Source organism: Arenimonas fontis (assembly GCF_008386465.1).
GTDB classification, from domain to species: domain Bacteria; phylum Pseudomonadota; class Gammaproteobacteria; order Xanthomonadales; family Xanthomonadaceae; genus Arenimonas; species Arenimonas fontis.
Window position 1 is genome coordinate 207,205 of the sequence record NZ_VUOD01000001.1, and the last position, 19,114, is coordinate 226,318.

Here is a 19,114-nt window from a genome sequence, read left to right on the forward strand (position 1 = left end):
TTGTAGCCCTGCCCCCTCGCCCCGGCCAGCCATGACGCAAGGCTCGAAGCCCCGGTTCAGCGGGGCTTCCGGGTACGCCCGGGTACGGAAACCGGGCGGGCGGTGGAGCTCAGCGCAGCCCGGTTTCGTTGCGGGCGATCACCAGGCGCTGGATCTCGCTGGTGCCCTCGTAGATCTCGGTGATCTTGGCGTCGCGGAAATAGCGCTCGATGGGCATTTCCTTGGAATACCCCATGCCCGCGTGGATCTGCACAGCCTGATGGGCGATCCACATCGCCGCCTCGGAAGCGGTCAGCTTGGCCACCGATGCCTCGGTGGTGAAGCGCTGGCCCTGCCCCTTGAGCCAGGCGGCGCGCAGGGTCAGCAGCAGGGCCGCGTCCAGCTTGCACTTCATGTCGGCGATCTTGGCCTGGGTCATCTGGAAGGCCCCGATCGGCTGGCCGAAGGCCTTGCGCTCCTTCACGTAGGCGAGGGTGGCCTCGTAGGCGGCGCGGGCGATGCCGATGGCCTGGCTGGCGATGCCGATACGGCCGGCGTCGAGCACGCTCATGGCGATCCTGAAGCCCTGACCCTCCTCGCCCAGCACCTCTTCCGGGGCGACCACGTAGTCCTGGAACTCGATCTCGCAGGTAGCAGAGGCGCGGATGCCGAGCTTGGGTTCGGTCTTGCCGCGATGAAAGCCCGGCTTGGCGGTATCCACCAGGAAGGCGGTGATACCACGGCTACCCTTGTCCGGATCGGTTTGTGCGAACAGCACGATGTACTTGGCCACCGGGCCGGACGTGATCCAGCTCTTCTTGCCATTGACCACGTAGCTGCCGTCGGCCTGCCTGACCGCGCGGCAACGCATGGCGGTGGCGTCGGAACCGGACTGCGGCTCGGTCAGGGCGAAGGCACCGATCTCGCGCCCCTCGGCGATAGCCCGCACGTATTTCTGCTTCTGCTCCTCGTTGCCGTTGGTGAGGATGCCGTTGCAGAACAGCGAGTTGTTCACCGACATGATGGTCGAATGGGCAGCGTCGGCCGTAGCCACCTCGATCATCGCCAGCACGTAGCTGATCGGGTCCATGCCGGCGCCGCCGTACTCGGCCGGCACCTCGATGCCCATCAGACCGCTCTCGCCGAGCGTCCGGATGTTCTCCAGCGGGAACTCGCCGCTACGATCGAAGTGCTCGGCACTGGGGGCGATTTTCTCCTGGGCGATCCGGCGCGCCACGTCCTGGATCATCAGCTGCTCTTCGGTGAATCGGAAATCCACGTCACGTCCTCGCTGCTCGGGGGCAAGGGCGGCATTGTACCGGCTGTGACCGTCGAGACGCCGTACGCAAGCCCGCGACACGGTACGGCGCACGCCTTGACGCAAGGCCGGGCTCGGGCCTAGGCTTCACATATCTCTGAATCCGGATGAAAGGATAGATCATGGACCTGGACGCCTGGTCGGCCTGCCTGAAGGTGCTGGCCGATCCTACCCGGGTGCGCCTGCTGGCCCTGCTGGAACGGGAAGAGCTCACCGTCGCCGAACTCTCGGCCATCACCCGCCTGGCGCAGCCGCGTGTCTCCACCCATCTGGCCCGGCTCAAGGAAGCCGATCTGGTCCGCGATCGCCGCGCCGGCGTCTCGGCCTATTACCGGTTCAATGCCGAGTACCTGGACCCGGCCGAAGCGCGCCTGTGGGAAGCACTGCGCGACAGCACCGACGACCCGCTGCTGCGCCAGGACGCCGAGCGGCTGCCGGCGGTGCTGGCCATGCGCGCCGCCGACCAGAACTGGGCCGACTCGGTGGCCGGCGACATGGAACGGCACTACTCGCCGGGCCGCACCTGGGAAGCCCTGGCCCGCTGCGTGCTGCCGCTGCTGGAACCGGGCGACGTGCTGGACATCGCCTCCGGCGACGGCGTCCTGGCCGAACTGCTGGCGCCGCACTCGCGCCGCTACGTCTGCGTGGACGCCAGCGCCCGGGTCGTCTCCGCCGCCCGCGAACGGCTCCGCCGCCTGCCCCAGGTCGAGGTGCTGGAGGGCGACATGCACGCGCTCGACCACGCCGACGGCAGCTTCGATCTGGTCCTGCTGATGCACGCCCTCACCTACGCACAGCGGCCGGCGGCAGCGGTTTCGGAAGCGGCACGGGTACTGCGCCGGGGCGGCCGCCTCGTCGCAGCCTGCCTGAACAAGCACGAACACCGCGGCGCCGTCACCCCTTACGGGCACGTCAATCTCGGCTTCACGCCGCGCGAGCTGCGCCGTTTCGCCGAGAAGGCGGGACTGGAGGTGCTGGTCTGCGAACCGGTGACCCGGGAGAAGCGCCCGCCCCATTTCGAACTGGTCAGCCTGCTGGCGCGCAAGCCGTGAGCCGCCTGCCCTGGAAGGAGCCGGCCCGGGCCGAGGCCCTGCTTCTGGCCCTGTCCGAACGCATCCTGGTGCTGGACGGCGCCATGGGCACCATGATCCAGCGCCAGGGCCTGGACGAAGCCGACTACCGCGGTCAGCGCTTCGCCGCCGGCTACGACGGCCTGCGCTTCTCCGAGGGGCACGCGCATGGCCCCGGCTGCGGCTGTGAGGCCCGCGACCTCAAGGGCAACAACGACCTGCTCAGCCTCACCCGTCCCGAGCTGATCGCCGCCATCCACCGCGCCTACCTCGAGGCCGGAGCCGACATCGTCGAGACCAATACCTTCAACAGTACGGCGGTGTCCCAGGCCGACTACCGGCTCGAACACCTGGTGCCGGAGCTCAACCGCGAGGCGGCCCGGCTGGCGCGCGCTGCCTGCGCCGCCGCCGAGGCCGCCGATCCCTCGCGGCCGCGCTTCGTCGCCGGCGTCCTGGGGCCGACCAGCCGCACTGCCTCGATCAGCCCGAAGGTCGAGGATCCGGCCTACCGCGACATCCGCTTCGACGAGCTGGCCGCCGACTACGGCGTCGCCGCCGAGGCCCTGGTGGAGGGCGGCGCCGACATCCTTCTGGTCGAAACCGTATTCGACACGCTGAACGCCAAGGCGGCGCTGTACGCCCTCGACCGCCTGTTCGAACGCCTGGGCGCGCGCCTGCCGGTCATGGTCTCCGGCACCATCACCAACCGCAGCGGCCGTACGCTCAGCGGCCAGACCGCCGAGGCCTTCTGGTACTCGGTGCGGCATGCGCGGCCGGTGGCGATCGGTCTGAACTGCGCGCTCGGCGCCCGCGACCTGCGCGCGCACGTGGACGTGCTGGCGCGTGTGGCCGACACCCACGTCAGCTGCCATCCCAACGCCGGCCTGCCCAACGCCTTCGGCGGCTACGACGAGGGGCCGGAGGAGATGGCCACCGTGCTGGGCGGGTTCGCCCGCGCCGGCCTGCTCAACATCGTCGGCGGCTGCTGCGGCACCACCCCCGAACACATCGCCGCCATCGCCGCAGCCATACGCGGGCTGCCACCTCGGGCGGTGCCTGAACTGCCACGGCGTACCCGCCTGGCCGGACTGGAGCCCTTCGTCATCACTCCGGAGAGCAACTTCGTCAACGTCGGCGAACGCACCAACGTCACCGGCTCGGCGAAGTTCAAGAAGCTGATCCTGGAGGGCCGTTACGACGAGGCTCTGGCCGTGGCCCGGCAACAGGTCGAAAACGGCGCCCAGGTGCTGGACGTGAACATGGACGAGGGCCTGCTCGACGCCGAAGCGGCCATGGTCCGGTTCCTGGATCTGATGGCGGCCGAGCCTGACATCGCCCGGGTGCCGGTGATGATAGACAGCTCGAAGTGGGACGTGATCCTGGCCGGCCTGAAGTGCGTGCAGGGCAAGGCCGTCGTCAACTCCATTTCGCTCAAGGAAGGCGAGCAGGCCTTCCTGGACCAGGCCGCCGAGCTACGCCGCTTCGGCGCCGCGGTGGTGGTGATGGCCTTCGACGAACAGGGCCAGGCCGATACCCTCGAGCGCAAGGTGGAGATCTGCGCCCGCGCCCACCGCCTGCTGCGGGAGAGGCTGGACTTCCCTCCCGAAGACATCATCTTCGACCCGAACGTCTTTGCCATCGCCACCGGCATCGCCGAGCACGACGGCTACGGCCTGGCGTTCATCGAGGCGGCACGCGAGCTACGCCGGCGCTTCCCGGACAGCCACGTCTCCGGCGGCGTGTCCAACGTCTCCTTTGCCTTCCGCGGCAACACCCCGGTGCGCGAAGCCATCCATGCCGTGTTCCTGTACCACGCCATCGCCGCCGGCATGGACATGGGCATCGTCAACGCCGGCGCCCTGGCCCTGTACGACGATCTCGACCCGGCCCTGCGCGACGCGGTCGAGGACGTGGTGCTGAACCGTCGCCCCGACGCCGGCGAGCGCCTGCTGGCCGAGGCCGCCCGGCACCAGCCGCGCAAGGGTCAGGCCAAGGCCGAGGAAGAACTGGCCTGGCGCGCCTTGCCGGTCGCCGAACGGATCCGTCACGCCCTGGTGCACGGCATAGACCAGTACATCGTCGAGGACACCGAGGAAGCCCGCAGGGCGGCGCCGCGGCCGCTGGCGGTGATCGAGGGGCCGCTGATGGCCGGCATGGACGTGGTCGGCGACCTGTTCGGCGCCGGCAAGATGTTCCTGCCGCAGGTGGTGAAGTCGGCGCGGGTGATGAAGAAAGCGGTCGCGCACCTGATCCCCCACATCGAGGCCGAAAGGGCCGCCGGCGGCGAGGCCGGCAGGCCGCGCGGCAAGGTGCTGCTGGCCACGGTCAAGGGCGACGTGCACGACATCGGCAAGAACATCGTCGGCGTGGTGCTGGGCTGCAACAACTTCGAGGTGCTCGATCTAGGCGTGATGGTGCCGGCGCAGCAGATCCTCGACCGGGCGCGCGAGGAGGCGGTGGACGTGATCGGGCTGTCCGGCCTGATCACGCCCTCGCTGGAGGAGATGGCGCACGTGGCCCGGGAGATGCAGCGCCAGGGCTTCACCCAGCCGCTACTGATCGGCGGCGCCACCACCTCCAGGGCGCACACCGCCCTGAAGATAGACCCGCATTACCAGGCGCCGGTGGTCTGGGTCAAGGATGCCTCGCGCGCGGTCGGCGTCACCCAGTCCCTCCTCAGCGCCGAGCTGCGCGAAAGCTTCGTCGCCGCCAATGCCGCCGACTACGCCGAGGTTCGCAGACGCCACGCCAACCGTGGCGATGCCAAGCCGCTGCTGCCGCTCGAACGGGCCCGGGCCAAGCGCTTCGACGGCGGCTGGGCGCATTACCTGCCGCCGCCGCCGCGCCGACCCGGCCTGACGGTATTCGACGACTACCCGCTGGCCGAGCTGGTGGACTGCATCGACTGGACGCCGTTTTTCCAGGCCTGGGAGCTGGCCGGCCGGTTCCCGGCGATCCTGGACGATCCGCTGGTCGGGGCGCAGGCGCGCGAGCTGTACCGAGACGCACGGGAGATGCTCGAACGCCTCGTCGCGGAGCGCTGGCTGCAGGCCAGGGCCGTCTGCGGCCTCTGGCCCGCCCGCGCGGTGGGCGACGACATCGAGCTGGACAGCGGCCGCGGCATCGAGGTGCTGCACTGTCTGCGCCAGCAGGCCGACAAGCCGGAGGACCGCCCCAACCTCTGCCTGGCCGATTTCGTCGCTCCGCGCGACAGCGGTCGCGAGGACTGGCTGGGCGCCTTCGCGGTCACCGCCGGCCTGGGTATCGAGCCGCATCTCGAACGCTTCCATGCCGATCACGACGACTACCGCGCCATCCTGCTCAAGGCCCTGGCGGACCGCCTGGCCGAGGCCCTGGCCGAGCGCCTGCACCAGCGCGTACGCACGGAGATCTGGGGCTATGCCGCCGACGAGCGTCTGGACAATGAAGCGCTGATCCGGGAGCAATACCGGGGCATCCGCCCCGCCCCTGGCTATCCGGCCTGCCCCGACCACAGCGAGAAACTCACCCTGTTTCGCCTTCTCGATGCCGAACGCCATGCCGGCATGCGCCTGACCGAAAACTTCGCCATGCAGCCGGCCGCCGCCGTCTGCGGCCTGTACTTCTCGCATCCCGACAGCCAGTACTTCGTCGTCGGCCGGCTATCGCGCGAACAGCTGGCCGACTACGCCCGCCGCAAGGGCGTGCCGTTGGCGCAGGCGGAGCGCTGGCTGGCCAGCAACCTGGACTACGATCCGGAGTGACTCACCAGACCAGGTCGTCGGGGACCTGGTACTTCGGGTCGGCGTAGGGATCGTCCCCGGCCGGCGCCTCCGGGTCCACCTTCAGGGCAACGGCCTGCGGGAAGATCGCCTCGGCTTCTGCCAAATGCGCCGCCGTCACCAGCAGGTAGCGGCCGTCCAGCTGCACCACACCCAGCTCGCCGGCATTGAGCGCCTTGAGCTGCCCGGGCGTGACGTAGATGCGCTTGATCTTGCCGCCGTAGGGGAAGTGCCGGGCAATCTCCGCCTCCGGCACGTTCAGCGCCTTGTCCTTGAGGAACTCGGCCAGCCTGGCCTTGGCCTCGCGCCGACGTCGCGCTTCCTCCTGGCGGGCCTGCTCGGCAGCGATGCGCTCCTGCTTCTCCTGTTGCGCGCGCAGGGCATAGGCCTTGGCCAGATCGATCTCCTCCTGGCTGCGCAGCCGTTCCTTGCCGGCGGGAGGCCGGGACTTGCCGGCGCCGCCCCCAGCCGTCCTGCCCGGACCGGCTTTTTCGCCCTTGCCTTCCGGAGCAGGCCTTCCGCCCTTGCCGAGCCTGCGCTGCCCGGACTCACGCTCCGGCTTGCTTGCCTTGAAGCCCAGGTCCAGCAACTGGTCTCGAAGGGAATTGCTCATGACGGGTTCGAAGCGGTACGTCGTGTCAGTAATGCGGCGGCGGCGGCTCCGCCCCGGGATCGGCGTACAACAGCGTACGCAACTGCCTGAGGTCGGCCAACGCCCGTTCCAGGCGTTCGGCCATGCGCGCCGTTTCCAGCCTCGATTCGGCCAGGGCTTCGCTCAGCTCGGCCAATGCCTGCTCCTGAAAAGCAAAGCGGGTTTCCAGTTCCTCAAGCCGCGCTTGCAGCGACCCGAACGGAAGCTCAGGCATCGGTGACCCCCCGGCGCAGGCTGCGGCCGCGGCCGATGCCGTAGTAGGCCAGTCCGGCCGCCTCGACTTCGTCCGGCGGGTAGAGATTGCGGCCGTCGACGATCACCTTGTCGCCCAGCGCGCGGGCCAGCAGGGCGAAATCCGGGCTCCAGAACGCTTTCCATTCGGTCACCAGGGCCAGGGCGTCGGCACCGGCCAGCGCCGCCTCGGGACTGTCGCACAGCACCAGGTCCTCGCGCCCGCCGAACAGGCGCCGCGCTTCGGTCATCGCCTCGGGATCGTAGGCCCGCACCCTCGCCCCGGCCGCCCACAACTGCGCCAGCAGGGTCCGGCTGGGCGCCTCGCGCATGTCGTCGGTATTGGGCTTGAAGGCCAGACCCCAGACCGCGACCACCTTCCCGCGCAACCCCGCCTCGCCGCCATAGTGGCGCGCCAGCAGCTCGAACATCTTGGACTTCTGCTCGGCGTTGACCGCCTCCACCGCATCCAGGATACGGGCCCGGTAACCGTGCTGGCGCGCCGTGCGCTCCAGCGCCTGCACGTCCTTGGGAAAACAGCTGCCGCCGTAACCGGCGCCCGGGTAGATGAAGTGGTAGCCGATGCGCGGATCCGAGCCGATCCCCAGCCGCACCATCTCGATGTCGGCCCCCACCCGCTCGGCGATGTTGGCCATTTCGTTCATGAAGCTGATCTTGGTCGCCAGCATGGCGTTGGCGGCGTACTTGGTCAGCTCGGCCGAACGCTCGTCCATCACCACCACCCGCTCGTGGCTGCGGTTGAACGGCGCGTACAGCCGTTTCATCGTCTCCACCGCCCGCGGATTGCGCGAGCCGACGATGATCCGGTCCGGGCGCATGCAATCGTTGACCGCCGCGCCCTCCTTCAGGAACTCGGGGTTGGACACCACCTCGAACTCCACCGCCACCCCGCGCGCCGCCAGCTCGGCGGCGATGGCCGCGCGCACCCGGTCGGCCGTACCGACCGGCACCGTGGACTTGTTCGCCACCACCGCCGGGCGCGACAGGCTCCGGCCGATCGTGCGCGCCACCGCCAGCACATGACTGAGGTCGGCACTACCGTCCTCGTCCGGCGGCGTACCCACCGCGATCATCAGCACGTCGGCCCGGGCCACCACCGCCTCGGCATCGGTATCGAAATCCAGGCGGCCGGCGGCGTGGTTGGCCAGCACCATCGGCTCCAGGCCCGGCTCGTAGATCGGAATGCGGCCCTGCTTCAGACCCTCGATCTTGTCCCGGTCGATGTCCACGCAGGTCACCCGATGACCAACCTCGGCCAGGCAGGTGCCGGTGACCAGGCCGACGTAACCGGTACCGAAGACGGCGACGCGCATGGCCGGCCTACTTGACGATGTCCAGCAGTTCGACCTCGAAACTCAGCGTCGCGTTCGGCGGAATCGGGCCGGTGCCGGTCTCGCCGTAGGCCAGCGAGGCCGGAATCCAGAACGTGTACTTGCTGCCTACCGGCATCAGCGCCACTCCCTCTGCCCAGCCCGGGATCACCTGCCCCAGGCCAAACTCGGCTGGCTCGCCGCGCTCGTAGGAGCTATCGAACTGCGTGCCGTCGAGCAGCGTGCCCCGGTAATGGACGCGCACCACATCCTCCGGGGACGGACGCGGACCGCTGCCGGCGCGTTCGACCCGGTATTGCAGGCCGCTTTCGGTGACGCGCACGCCCCTGCGATCCTTGTTCGCCTCCAGGAAGGACTTGCCTTCCTCCAGGTTCCTGGCCGCCTTGGCCTCGAACTCGGCAGCCTGCCGCGCCTGCAGTTTGGCGGTATAGGCTTCCTGGACGATCCGCACCTGTTCTTCGCTCAGCCTGGGCGGCTCACCGGCAAAACGGGAGGACATCGCCTGGGCGAGTACGTCCACGTCGAGGTCGTCCTTGATCGGCATCAGCGAGTTGGCCAGGTCCAGGCCGATCATGTAGCTGACCTGTTTGCGCTCGGTGTCCAGGCCCTCGATGCCGGCCACGGCCGGCGCGCCCGGCTCGGCCGATTGGGCGCCGGCAGCGGTGGTTCCGTCGGCGACGGGTTCGTGCTCGGCCTCGTCGGCCTGCTTCCCGCCGCAGGCGGACAGCGCGAACACCAAGCCGGCCAGCGCCATCGGCGCGGCGAAACGCAGGGGGGACTTCATGGGTGCTTGACTCCGTCGATCCGCGCCGGGATGGCGCGTCGCCGGCTATTGTCGCGGCCCGCCGCCGTCACGGCAACGACGGCGGCGGCCGAGCGTTTGCCGCGTTCAGGATCACGGCGCCGGCAGGGCCAGTTGCCGCTCGATGGCTGCCACCAGTTCCGGATCGTCCGGCTGCACACGGTGGCCGAAACTGGCGACCACACGGCCGTTGCGATCGATCAGGTACTTGTGGAAGTTCCAGCCCGGCGTCTCGCCGGTGGCTGTGGCAAGGTCGCGATAGAGAGGCGTGGCGCCGGCACCCCGCACCTGGACCTTCTCGAACATCGGGAACTTGACCCCGTAGGTAAGGGTGCAGAACTCGCGGATCTCCTCTTCCGTGCCCGGCTCCTGCTCCATGAAATCATTGGACGGAAACCCGAGCACGGCGAAACCGCGATCGCGGTACTTCTCGTACATCGCCTCCAGGCCTTCGTACTGCGGCGTGTTGCCGCATTTGCTGGCGGTGTTCACCACCAGCAGCACCTGGCCGGCATAGGCCCGGCCCAGGTGCACCGTCTCCTCCGAGGCCAGCCGCCGGTACTCGTGATCCAGCACGCCGCCGGCCGCGGCCGGCCGGCCCCAGGCCAGCGCCGCCAACACCCCGGCAAAGATAATCAACTTGCTGATTTTCATCGTCTTTTCCTTACGCGACCGGGCCCGCCCCGCTTCCTGTGCCATCAGTTTGGACCCAAACCGATGAAAAAGGTGTTGACGCCGCAGAATCTAGTGTTATAGTTTCCTACAACACCTAACCCCTACCTCACCACGGGAGGCGGAGATGAACCCGAAGTTCAAGACAAACCTGGTCAGCCTGGCCGTCGCGCTTGGCGCCGTCACCGCCGGCTACGCCCTGGGCCAGCCGCCCAGCCTGCCGACTGCGGCGCACGACTCCGCCTACATCCTGGTGCTGGAGAAGGACGCCGAGGCCGCCCTGGAGGGGGAGGAGGCCTCCCGGAGCCATGCCTCCCGGGGCGCCATGCGCCGGCATCTGGCCATGCCCTTCGTATCCATCGCGGCGCTGAAGCCGCGCCGGGAGTCCTGACATGAATGTCGCCTGGAACGACAGCGCGCCGATCTACCGGCAGCTCAAGGAAAAGGTGGTGGCGATGATGCTCGACGGCCTGCTCAAGCCGGGCGATGCCCTGCCCTCCGTCCGGCAGATCGCCGCCGAATACCAGCTCAACCCGATCACCGTCTCCCGCGCCTACCAGGAGCTGGCGGACGAGGAACTCGTCGAGAAACGAAGGGGACTTGGCATGTACGTGACCGAAGGAGCGCGCGAGAAGCTGCTGGCTTCCGAGCGCGAGCGTTTCCTGAAAGAGGAATGGCCGCAGGTGGTCGAACGGATCCACCGCCTCGGCCTCGACGTCGAGCGGCTCATGAATGCCGCCAGGGAGTCGCAGCGATGAGCGCCGTGATCTCCGCCCGCAATCTCAGCAAGCGCTACAACGGCACCATTGCCGTCAACGGCATCAGCTTCGACATTCCCGCCGGGCGCATCGTCGGCCTGATCGGCCCCAACGGCTCCGGCAAGACCACCACCCTGAAGGCCGCCCTCGGCCTGATTCCCTACGAAGGCGAACTGAAGGTGCTGGGCCGCGATCCGCGCACCGAGCGCGATGCGCTGATGCAGGACGTCTGCTTCATCGCCGACGTGGCGGTGCTGCCGCGCTGGCTGAAGGTGAAGGATGCGCTGGATTTCGTCGAAGGCGTGCACCCCCGCTTCGACCGCAAGCGCGCCGAGTCCTACCTGGCCAAGACCAAGCTGCAGCCCAACCAGCGGGTCAAGCAGATGTCCAAGGGCATGATCGTGCAACTGCACCTGGCCCTGGTGATGGCCATTGACGCCAGGCTGCTGGTGCTGGACGAACCGACGCTGGGCCTGGACATCCTCTACCGCAAGCAGTTCTACCAGAACCTGCTGGAGGACTATTTCGACGAACAGAAGACCATCGTCGTGACCACGCACCAGGTCGAGGAGATCGAGCACATCCTCACCGACCTGATGTTCATCCGCGAGGGCCGGATCGTGCTGTCGGCCTCCATGGACGAGGTCGGCGAACGCTTCCACGAAGTGATGGTGGCCGCCGACCGGACCGAGGCAGCCCGGGCCCTGGGCCCGATCGACGAGCGCCAGGTGTTCGGAAAGGCCGTGATGCTGTTCGACGGCCAGCCGCGGCAGAAGCTGGCCGAGTTCGGCGAAGTCCGCAACCCCGGCGTCGCCGACCTGTTCGTCGCCACCATGAAGGGAACCTACGCATGAACACGATGAAGTGGCTGATCAAGCGCGAGTTTTGGGAACACCGGGGCGGCTTCTTCTGGGCCCCTCTGATCGCCGGCTCCATTGCCATCCTGTTCTCCCTGGTAGCGGCGGTCGCCGGCACCATGCTGAGCAAGCACAATGGCGTAATCATTGACGACGGCGATGCCTCCGAGATTGCCGAGGCCATGGGCGCAGTGGGCGACGTGGCCCTGTTGTCGGGCATCTCCATCGCCCTGGCCATCCTCGCTTTCGTGGTCTTCTTCTACTGCCTGGCCTCGCTTTACGACGACCGGCGCGACCGCAGCATCCTGTTCTGGAAATCGCTGCCGCTGTCCGACGGCCAGATGGTGCTGTCCAAGCTGGCCTGGGCCCTGTTCCTCGCGCCGCTGATCGCCTTGGGCGTGGGCATGGTGATCGGGCTGGCCTTCTGGGTCATCAGCATGCTGACCACGACCATCAACGGCGTGCCCGGAGCCGGCAGCATACTGGTGCATTCGCATCCGTTCCGGATCATGGGCTCGATGCTGCTGATGCTGCCGGTGCAGGCCTTGTGGTCGCTGCCGACCGTCGGCTGGCTGATGTTCTGCTCGGCCTGGTCGCGCCGCATCCCCTTCCTGTGGGCGACCATGCTGCCGATCCTGGGCTGCGCCCTGATCAGCTTCACCGACATCTTCCAGGGCGTGGAGATCCCGCATGACACGCTCTGGTACACCGTCGCCTACCGCGGCCTGCTGAGCGCGGTGCCGGGCAGCTGGGCTCCGACCCTGCAGGGACCTGCCATCGAGGTGCATGGGCCCGAGCAGATCCCGGATATCTTCTCGGCGGCCCATACCCTGGAGCTGCTGGGCAAGGCCGATATCTGGATAGGCGCGGCGGTCGGCGTCGCCCTGCTGCTGGCCGCCACCCGCATGCGCCGCTGGCGCGACGAAGGTTGAGGACTGGAACCATGAAACATGCCGCTCGAGGATTTGCCCTGCTGATGCTGCTGCCGCTTGCCGGCTGCGGACTGGAAGGCGCCCAGGACCGGGCTGAAGACGTGGCCCGGCGGCTGGAATCGGCAGCTGAGAGGGTCGAGGCCCGAACCAGCGAGATCGCCGAACGGGTGCGCAGGGATGTGGCCGGGAGCAACCTCCGCCTGGGCGGTGGTGCGGATGCGCTGCCCAGGGCGGAGATCACGCCGGAGGGCGAGCTGCTGATCGACGGCAAGCCGCTGGGACTGGGTCCGGAACAGCGCGGCCTGGCGCTGGCCTACCGCAACGAAGTGATCGGGGTCGCCTCGGCGGGTGCCGAGATCGGAGTGGAGGGGGCGGCCCTGGCCACCCGCGCCCTGGGCGAGGCCGCCAGCGCCCTGCTGTCGGGCGACACTGCCGGCATCGACGCCCGCATCGAGGCCGAGGCCGAGCGGATCCGCGCGTCGGCGAGCGCCCTTTGCGACCGCCTGCCGGCCCTGCGTCAGGCCCGGGACGCCCTGGCCTCGGCGGTCCCGGAGTTCGCACCCTACGCCGAGATGGAGCTCACCGACATCAACAATTGCAACAAGGAGATCTGAGATGCTGCGTGTGCCGCCAGCCCGTGTTTTCGCGCCGGTTCTGCTCAGCCTGGCCGCCCTCCCCGCCCTGGCCGACGACGATCGTTGCGAACACAGCCGACCGATTCCGCTCGAGCCCGACCTCAAGGGCGTGGCGAGCATCCGTTTCGAGATCGGCGCCAGCGAACTCGATCTGCGCGGCAGCGATGGCCAAGCCTCGCTGTCGGCCCTGGCCTGCGTTTCCGATCCCGACTATTTCGACCAGCTCCGCTTCACCCAGGAGCGGCGCGGCGACACCCTGGTCATCACCGCCCGCCGCGACGGACAGTCGGTGGGCCTGTTCTTCCGCCCCACCTATGCCTACCTGAAGGTCACCGCCACACTGCCGCGGGGATTGGCCTACGAGGTGGACGTCGGTTCGGGCGAGGCAGCCGTGCGCGACGTCGCCAGTCTGGATTCGCAAGTCGGCTCGGGCGAGCTCGAGGTCTTCGGCGTGGCCGGCCGGGTAGCCACCGGCATCGGTTCCGGCGATTTCCTCGCCGAGGACATCGGCTCGCTGATGGTCCGCTCGATCGGTTCCGGCGATGCCGAGGTGCGCGGCGTGAAAGGCGACGCCCGGGTCGGCAGCATCGGCTCCGGCGACCTCGAGCTGCATCGGGTCGGCGGCAGCGTCGAGATCGGCTCGATCGGCTCCGGCGATGCCAGCCTTCGCGGCGTCCGGGGCGACGTCACCATCGGGTCCATCGGCTCGGGAGATGCCGATATCGTCGACGTGACCGGCGACGTCACCGTGCGCTCGATCGGCAGCGGCGACGCCTACGTGCGCGAGGTTCGCGGCAAGGTCTCGCTGCCCGAAGGTCGTTGACGGACCGGCCGGCCTGCTGCCCGGCGGGGGCAAGCAGGCCGCTCAGCCCGCCCCACCGTGCTGCTTTCCGCGGATGCCGCCGCGGGTCAGTACCGCCGGATCCAGCAGTCTGCGTAGCCGCGCTTCGGGCAGGCCGGTGACCTCCCGGGCCACGTCCAGGATCGGCCGTCCTTCCCGGTAGGCCTGCTTGGCGATGGCGGCGGCCTTCTCATAGCCGATCACCGGATTGAGCGCCGTCACCAGGATCGGGTTGCGGTCCAGGGCCGCCTGCAGCCGGTCGCGGCGCACCGTGAAGCCGGCGATGGCGGCATCGGCCAGCCGAAGCGAGGCATTGGCCAGCAGTTCGATGGACTGCAGCAGGTTGTGGGCGATCACCGGCAGCATCACGTTGAGCTGGAAATTGCCGCTGGCCCCGGCAACGGTCACCGTCGTGTGGTTGCCCATCACCTGGGCGCAGACCATGCACACCGCTTCCGGAATCACCGGGTTGACCTTGCCAGGCATGATCGAACTGCCCGGCTGCAGCGCCGGCAGCTCGATCTCGCCCAAACCGGCCAGCGGCCCCGAATTCATCCAGCGCAGGTCGTTGCCGATCTTCATCAGCGCCGCCGCCAGCACGTTGAGCTGACCGGAAAGTTCCACCGCCCCGTCCTGGGCGGCCATTCCCTCGAACAGGTTTTCCGCCTGGACGAAGCGCTCGCCGGTGAGCTTTCCGACCCCGATCGCCACTCGCCTGCCGAAACGCGGGTCGGCATTGATGCCGGTGCCCACGGCCGTGCCACCGATCGGCAGCCGGCGAAGCCGGACCAGGCTGTCGCCGACACGCTCGACCGCGGAAGCCAGCTGCGCCGACCAGGCACTCAGCTCCTGACCGAGCGTCAGCGGCATGGCATCCATCAGATGGGTGCGCCCGGTCTTGACCACGCGCTGCAGGCCGCGGGCCCGGCGATCAATGGTCCTGCGCAGGTGCCGCAATGCCGGCAGCAGCCGCTCGCGACACGCCAGTACGGCGGCCGCCTGCAGGCTGGTCGGGATCACGTCGTTGGAGCTTTGGCCCATGTTGACCTGGTCGTTGGCATGCACGCGGCGGCCAAGGCGCCGGCTGGCCAGCCTGGCGATCACCTCATTGGCATTCATGTTGGTGGATGTGCCGGAGCCGGTCTGGAACACGTCCACGGGGAACTGGTCGTCCAGATCGCCGGCGGCGACCTGCAAGGCGGCCTCGCGGATCGCCGCGGCCACGGTCTTGGGCAGGTGTCCCAGCGAGGCGTTGGCCTCGGCGGCCGCGGCCTTGACCAGGCCAAGGGCGCGGATGAAGTCGCGCGGCATGCGCAAGCCGGAGATGGGAAAATTCTGTACCGCCCGCTGGGTCTGGGCGCCGTAGAGGGCTTCGGCGGGCACCTGCAGTTCGCCCAGGCTGTCGCGCTCGGTACGGGTTCTGGCGGCCATGTTGGCGGTCTCCTCGACTTTCCCTGGCCGGGTCAGCATAGCGCCGGGCGCGGACAGGCGCCGGTGTAGAATCTGCGCCCCGCCACGCCGCCGCGAGCCCGCCGATGTCCGAGTTCACCCTGACCGCCCTTTCGCCGCTGGATGGGCGCTATGCCGCCAAGGCCGAGGCTCTGCGGCCGATCTTCTCCGAGTTCGGCCTGATCCGGGCCCGCGTCCGGATCGAGGTGGAATGGTTGCTGGCCCTGGCCGCCGAACCCGGCATCGTGGAGCTCCAGCCCTTTTCCGGGGCCGCCACCGGCCGCCTGCGGGCCCTGGCCGACGGCTTCTCGGTGGCCGACGCCGCCCGGGTCAAGGAGATCGAGCGCAGCACCAACCACGATGTCAAGGCGGTCGAGTACTTCATCAAGGAGCGCCTGCGCGACGACGCCGAACTGGGTCCGGCGCTGGAGTTCGTGCACTTCGCCTGCACCAGCGAGGACATCAACAACCTCAGCTATGCGCTGATGCTGCAACAGGCCTACACCGGCGTGCTGGCGCCGAAACACGCCGAGCTGGTGAGCAGACTGCGCGCCATGGCGCATGAACTGGCCGACCTGCCCATGCTCTCGCGCACCCACGGCCAGACCGCCTCGCCGACCACGCTGGGCAAGGAGCTGGCGAACGTGGTGGCGCGACTTGAACGGCAGATCGCCGTCATGCACGGCATCGAGTTCCCCGGAAAGATCAACGGCGCAGTCGGCAACTACAACGCCCACGTGGTGGCCTACCCGGAGGTGGACTGGCCGGCGCTGGCGCAACGTTTCGTCGAGTCCCTGGGCCTGGACTTCAATCCCTATACCACCCAGATCGAGCCGCATGACGGCATCGCCGAGATCTGCGACGCCCAGCGCCGTATCAACACCATCCTGATCGATCTTTGCCGGGACATCTGGGGCTACATCTCCCTGGGCTATTTCCGCCAGGCGGTGAAGGCCGGCGAGGTGGGCAGTTCGACCATGCCGCACAAGGTGAACCCGATCGATTTCGAGAACGCCGAAGGCAACTTCGGCCTGGCCAATGCGCTGCTCTCGCACCTGTCCGAGAAGCTGCCGATCAGCCGCTGGCAGCGCGACCTGACCGATTCCACCGTGTTGCGCGCCCTCGGCACCGGCTTCGGCCATGCCCTGGTGGCCCTGGACGCCCTGCTACGCGGCCTGGACAAGCTGAGCGCCAACAGCGAGCGCCTGGCTGCCGATCTCGACGCCGCCTGGGAGGTACTGGCCGAGCCCGTGCAGACGGTGATGCGCCGATACGGCCTGCCCAATCCCTACGAGCAGCTCAAGACGCTGACCCGCGGCCAGGGCATCGGTGCCGAGTCCATGCGCGCCTTCATCCAGGGCCTGGACCTGCCGGCCGACGCCAAGGCCCGCCTGCTGGCGCTGACGCCTGCCACCTACACCGGCCTGGCCGCCTCGCTGGCGAAGAAAGTCTGATTCTTTGACGCGGATGGCCGCAGGCAAGGCTCTTGTACCGGCCGCGGCCAAAACACCCGACTCGAATGCTTTGTCCGCATCCATCAGCGTCAATCCGCGCCGGATACCCAGAATGAAGAAACTCCCGGTCGAGGTGGAAGGCAGCGCGCGGCGGCCATTGGGCATGCCGGCGGCAAGGTTCCTGCGCGATTACTGGCAGAAGCGGCCCCTGCTGATCCGCAACGCCTTCCCCGGCTTCGTCTCGCCGATCACACCGGAGGATCTGGCCGGCCTGGCCTGCGAGCAAGCGGTGCTGTCGCGCATCGTCGTGCATCATCGGCGCGGCGACCGCTGGGAGTTGCGCAACGGTCCTTTCGACGAGGCGGTGTTCCCGGCCATGCCGCAGCGGGACTGGACCCTGCTGGTCCAGGACGTGGACAAGTGGGACCTGGACGTTCGCGCCCTGCTGGCGTACTTCCGTTTCCTGCCGGCCTGGCGCCTGGACGACATCATGGTCAGCTTCGCCGCCCCGGGCGGCTCGGTCGGCGCGCACGTGGACCAGTACGACGTGTTCCTGCTGCAGGCGCAGGGCCGCCGCCGCTGGCAGATCGACACCCGTCCGGATGCCCCGCGCGGCTTCCGCCCGGACGCGGAACTGAAACTGCTGCGGCACTTCGAGCCAGACCACGACTGGGTGCTCGCCCCGGGCGACATGCTCTACCTGCCGCCGAACCTGCCCCATCACGGCGTGGCGGTGGACGCCTGCCTGACCTTCTCCGTGGGCATGCGGGCGCCCTCGCGGGCGGAGTTGCTGCTCGACCTGGCCGAAGCGCTGGCAGCCGCCCTGCCCGAGGAAGACCGCTATGCCGACCCCGACCTCGAACCGCCGGCCGATCCTTTCGAGATAGACGCGGCAGCCCTGGCCCGGGTACGCGCTGCCCTGTCGGGCATGGCGGCGCCGGACGGGGCGACGCTGGCCGACTGGTTCGGCCGCTTCATCACCCGCTACCGCAGTGGCGGCGAGATACCGCCGTCGCGCCGGGCGCCCACCTTCGATCGAGTGCTGGCCAGCCTGGAGCGCGGCGGCAGGCTGCTGCGCCACCCCCAGGCCCGGTACGCCTGGGCAAGGACCGGCCGACGGGCCCGATTGTTCGCCAACGGCCTGGGCTTCGACATGGGCCTGCGCTCGGCCCGGAGCCTGGCCGCGGCGGACGAGCTGGAAGCCGCCACCGTGGCCGCCCTGGACGCCGCCGCGCAGAAGGCGCTGGCAAGCCTGGTCGCGCGGGGCCACTATGTACTGCGTCCGCCTCCGCGCCGCCGGTGAGCCCATGATCAACGCCGACTTCCGGGTCGAACCCGCCGACTACCGGACCGATTTCCAGGACCTGCGCCGGGTCCGTGAAACCGTCTTCGTGCTCGAACAGAAGGTGCCGGAAGAGGAAGAGTGGGACGAACTGGATCCGCGCTGCCACCATGTGATCGCCCGCGATGCCGACAATCGCCCGATCGGCACGGGCCGCCTGACGCCCGAACGGAAGATCGGCCGCATGGCCGTGCTTCCGGAATGGCGGGGACGTGGCGTCGGTGACGCCCTGCTGCGCGCCCTGCTCGAACAGGCGCGCGCCCTCGGCTGGCCGGAAGTCGGCCTCAACGCCCAGGTCCAGGCCATCGACTTCTATGCCCGGCACGGTTTCCAGCCATACGGCGAACGTTTCATGGAGGCCGGCATCGAACACCAGGCCATGCGCCGGCGGCTGGAGCCGCTGGCGACACCGGAGCGGCCACCGGCGAAGCCGCGCGGGCCCTCGGTGCCGGTCCGTGACACCGAAGGCCCCGGCGACGTGGCCGACGCCTGCCTGGCCCTGGTCCGGGCGGCGCGACGCGAGATCGTCCTGCTCAGCCGCGACCTGGAGCCGACCGTCTTCGGCCAGCCGGCGCTGGTGGAGGCGTTCAAGCAGTTCGCCATCGCCGGTCGCGGCGGTACGGTGCGGGTGCTGTTGCTGGAGCCGGGCGCCGTACAGGGACAGGGACATCCGCTCCTGTTGCTCGCCCAGCGCATGAGCTCGGTGTTCCAGTTCCGTGCGCCCACCGACGACGTGGATCTGCAGTATCCCTCCGCCTACCTGGCCAACGATGCCGACGGCTTCCTGTTCCGAAGCCTGGGAAGCCGCTGGGAGGGTGACTGGAGCCCGGCCCATCCGGCCCGTTGCCGGCAACTGCTGGAACACTTCGGCCGCGTCTGGGAACGCTCGCGGCCCTGCACCGAGTTCCGCGCCCTCGGCATCTGAGCGGACCTGCGACGCGCCGGGCCGGCAGCGGGCCGCGGGCCGGGCGCCGAGGTCCGGCCACGGGTCCGGCCGGCAGGTTTTCGG

Annotated in this window: 18 protein-coding genes; 11 read left to right on the plus strand and 7 right to left on the minus strand. The window is 68.9% G+C overall.

Annotated features, from left to right (window positions below; translation table 11 throughout):
* Positions 1-109: 109 nt before the first annotated feature.
* The gene (locus F0415_RS00985) at positions 110-1,258 is read right to left on the minus strand and encodes an acyl-CoA dehydrogenase family protein (protein WP_149859328.1); all 1,149 of its coding nucleotides are present in this window, start codon (positions 1,256-1,258) and stop codon (positions 110-112) included.
* A gap of 161 nt (positions 1,259-1,419) precedes the next feature.
* On the opposite strand from F0415_RS00985, the gene F0415_RS00990 reads away from it, so the two are divergent.
* Both F0415_RS00990 and metH read left to right on the plus strand, forming a co-directional pair.
* Complete coding sequence (locus F0415_RS00990; RefSeq protein ID WP_149859329.1) at positions 1,420-2,349, plus strand: ArsR/SmtB family transcription factor; 930 nt, start codon at positions 1,420-1,422, stop codon at positions 2,347-2,349.
* A complete protein-coding gene (metH, locus tag F0415_RS00995; protein ID WP_210244144.1) occupies positions 2,346-6,110 on the plus strand; it encodes a methionine synthase in 3,765 nt (1,254 codons plus the stop codon). The genes F0415_RS00990 and metH overlap by 4 nt, the downstream gene beginning before the upstream one ends.
* 1 nt (position 6,111) lies before the next feature.
* On the opposite strand, the gene F0415_RS01000 is transcribed toward metH, so the two are convergent.
* The 5 genes from F0415_RS01000 to F0415_RS01020 all read right to left on the minus strand — a co-directional run bounded on the left by F0415_RS01000 (position 6,112) and on the right by F0415_RS01020 (position 9,819).
* The gene (locus tag F0415_RS01000) at positions 6,112-6,741 is read right to left on the minus strand and encodes a DUF2058 domain-containing protein (RefSeq protein ID WP_149859330.1); all 630 of its coding nucleotides are present in this window, start codon (positions 6,739-6,741) and stop codon (positions 6,112-6,114) included.
* 25 nt (positions 6,742-6,766) lie between these two features.
* The gene (locus tag F0415_RS01005) at positions 6,767-6,994 is read right to left on the minus strand and encodes a SlyX family protein (protein ID WP_149859331.1); all 228 of its coding nucleotides are present in this window, start codon (positions 6,992-6,994) and stop codon (positions 6,767-6,769) included.
* On the minus strand, positions 6,987-8,345 hold the full coding sequence (locus F0415_RS01010; RefSeq protein WP_149859332.1) for a UDP-glucose dehydrogenase family protein: 1,359 nt from the start codon (positions 8,343-8,345) through the stop codon (positions 6,987-6,989). The genes F0415_RS01005 and F0415_RS01010 overlap by 8 nt, the downstream gene beginning before the upstream one ends.
* Before the next feature lie 7 nt (positions 8,346-8,352).
* Complete coding sequence (locus F0415_RS01015; RefSeq protein WP_149859333.1) at positions 8,353-9,147, minus strand: FKBP-type peptidyl-prolyl cis-trans isomerase; 795 nt, start codon at positions 9,145-9,147, stop codon at positions 8,353-8,355.
* A gap of 111 nt (positions 9,148-9,258) precedes the next feature.
* Positions 9,259-9,819 carry a glutathione peroxidase gene (locus F0415_RS01020; RefSeq protein WP_149859334.1) on the minus strand — a complete coding sequence of 187 codons (561 nt, stop codon included), beginning with the start codon at positions 9,817-9,819 and terminating at the stop codon, positions 9,259-9,261.
* Between the two features lie 145 nt (positions 9,820-9,964).
* On the opposite strand from F0415_RS01020, the gene F0415_RS01025 reads away from it, so the two are divergent.
* From F0415_RS01025 to F0415_RS01050, 6 genes are read left to right on the plus strand one after another with little or no spacing between them, the layout of a single operon-like run.
* Positions 9,965-10,228, plus strand: coding sequence for a hypothetical protein (locus tag F0415_RS01025; RefSeq protein ID WP_149859335.1), 264 nt, complete (start codon positions 9,965-9,967; stop codon positions 10,226-10,228).
* A 1-nt stretch (position 10,229) separates the two neighbouring features.
* Positions 10,230-10,595, plus strand: coding sequence for a GntR family transcriptional regulator (locus tag F0415_RS01030; RefSeq protein ID WP_149859336.1), 366 nt, complete (start codon positions 10,230-10,232; stop codon positions 10,593-10,595).
* A complete protein-coding gene (locus F0415_RS01035; protein ID WP_149859337.1) occupies positions 10,592-11,449 on the plus strand; it encodes an ABC transporter ATP-binding protein in 858 nt (285 codons plus the stop codon). Before F0415_RS01030 ends, F0415_RS01035 begins: the two co-directional genes overlap by 4 nt.
* On the plus strand, positions 11,446-12,384 hold the full coding sequence (locus tag F0415_RS01040) for an ABC transporter permease (RefSeq protein ID WP_149859338.1): 939 nt from the start codon (positions 11,446-11,448) through the stop codon (positions 12,382-12,384). Before F0415_RS01035 ends, F0415_RS01040 begins: the two co-directional genes overlap by 4 nt.
* Positions 12,385-12,395: 11 nt before the next feature.
* Positions 12,396-12,998: a YggN family protein gene (locus F0415_RS01045; RefSeq protein WP_149859339.1), complete on the plus strand. Its 603-nt coding sequence runs from the start codon at positions 12,396-12,398 to the stop codon at positions 12,996-12,998.
* A gap of 1 nt (position 12,999) precedes the next feature.
* Positions 13,000-13,842, plus strand: a complete 843-nt coding sequence (locus F0415_RS01050) for a DUF4097 family beta strand repeat-containing protein (protein WP_149859340.1) — start codon at positions 13,000-13,002, stop codon at positions 13,840-13,842.
* Between the two features lie 42 nt (positions 13,843-13,884).
* On the opposite strand, the gene F0415_RS01055 is transcribed toward F0415_RS01050, so the two are convergent.
* Positions 13,885-15,291 carry a class II fumarate hydratase gene (locus F0415_RS01055; RefSeq protein WP_149859341.1) on the minus strand — a complete coding sequence of 469 codons (1,407 nt, stop codon included), beginning with the start codon at positions 15,289-15,291 and terminating at the stop codon, positions 13,885-13,887.
* Positions 15,292-15,395: 104 nt separating this feature from the next.
* Here F0415_RS01055 and purB point away from each other — a divergent pair, with 104 nt between their 5' ends.
* The 3 genes from purB to F0415_RS01070 all read left to right on the plus strand — a co-directional run bounded on the left by purB (position 15,396) and on the right by F0415_RS01070 (position 19,030).
* Entirely contained in the window at positions 15,396-16,763 is a 1,368-nt protein-coding gene (gene purB, locus F0415_RS01060; RefSeq protein WP_149859342.1) for an adenylosuccinate lyase, read from the plus strand.
* Between the two features lie 112 nt (positions 16,764-16,875).
* Positions 16,876-18,066 (plus strand): cupin domain-containing protein, encoded by a 1,191-nt coding sequence (locus tag F0415_RS01065; RefSeq protein ID WP_149859343.1) that lies wholly within the window; start codon positions 16,876-16,878, stop codon positions 18,064-18,066.
* A gap of 4 nt (positions 18,067-18,070) precedes the next feature.
* Positions 18,071-19,030: a GNAT family N-acetyltransferase gene (locus tag F0415_RS01070; protein ID WP_149859344.1), complete on the plus strand. Its 960-nt coding sequence runs from the start codon at positions 18,071-18,073 to the stop codon at positions 19,028-19,030.
* Positions 19,031-19,114 lie beyond the last annotated feature (84 nt).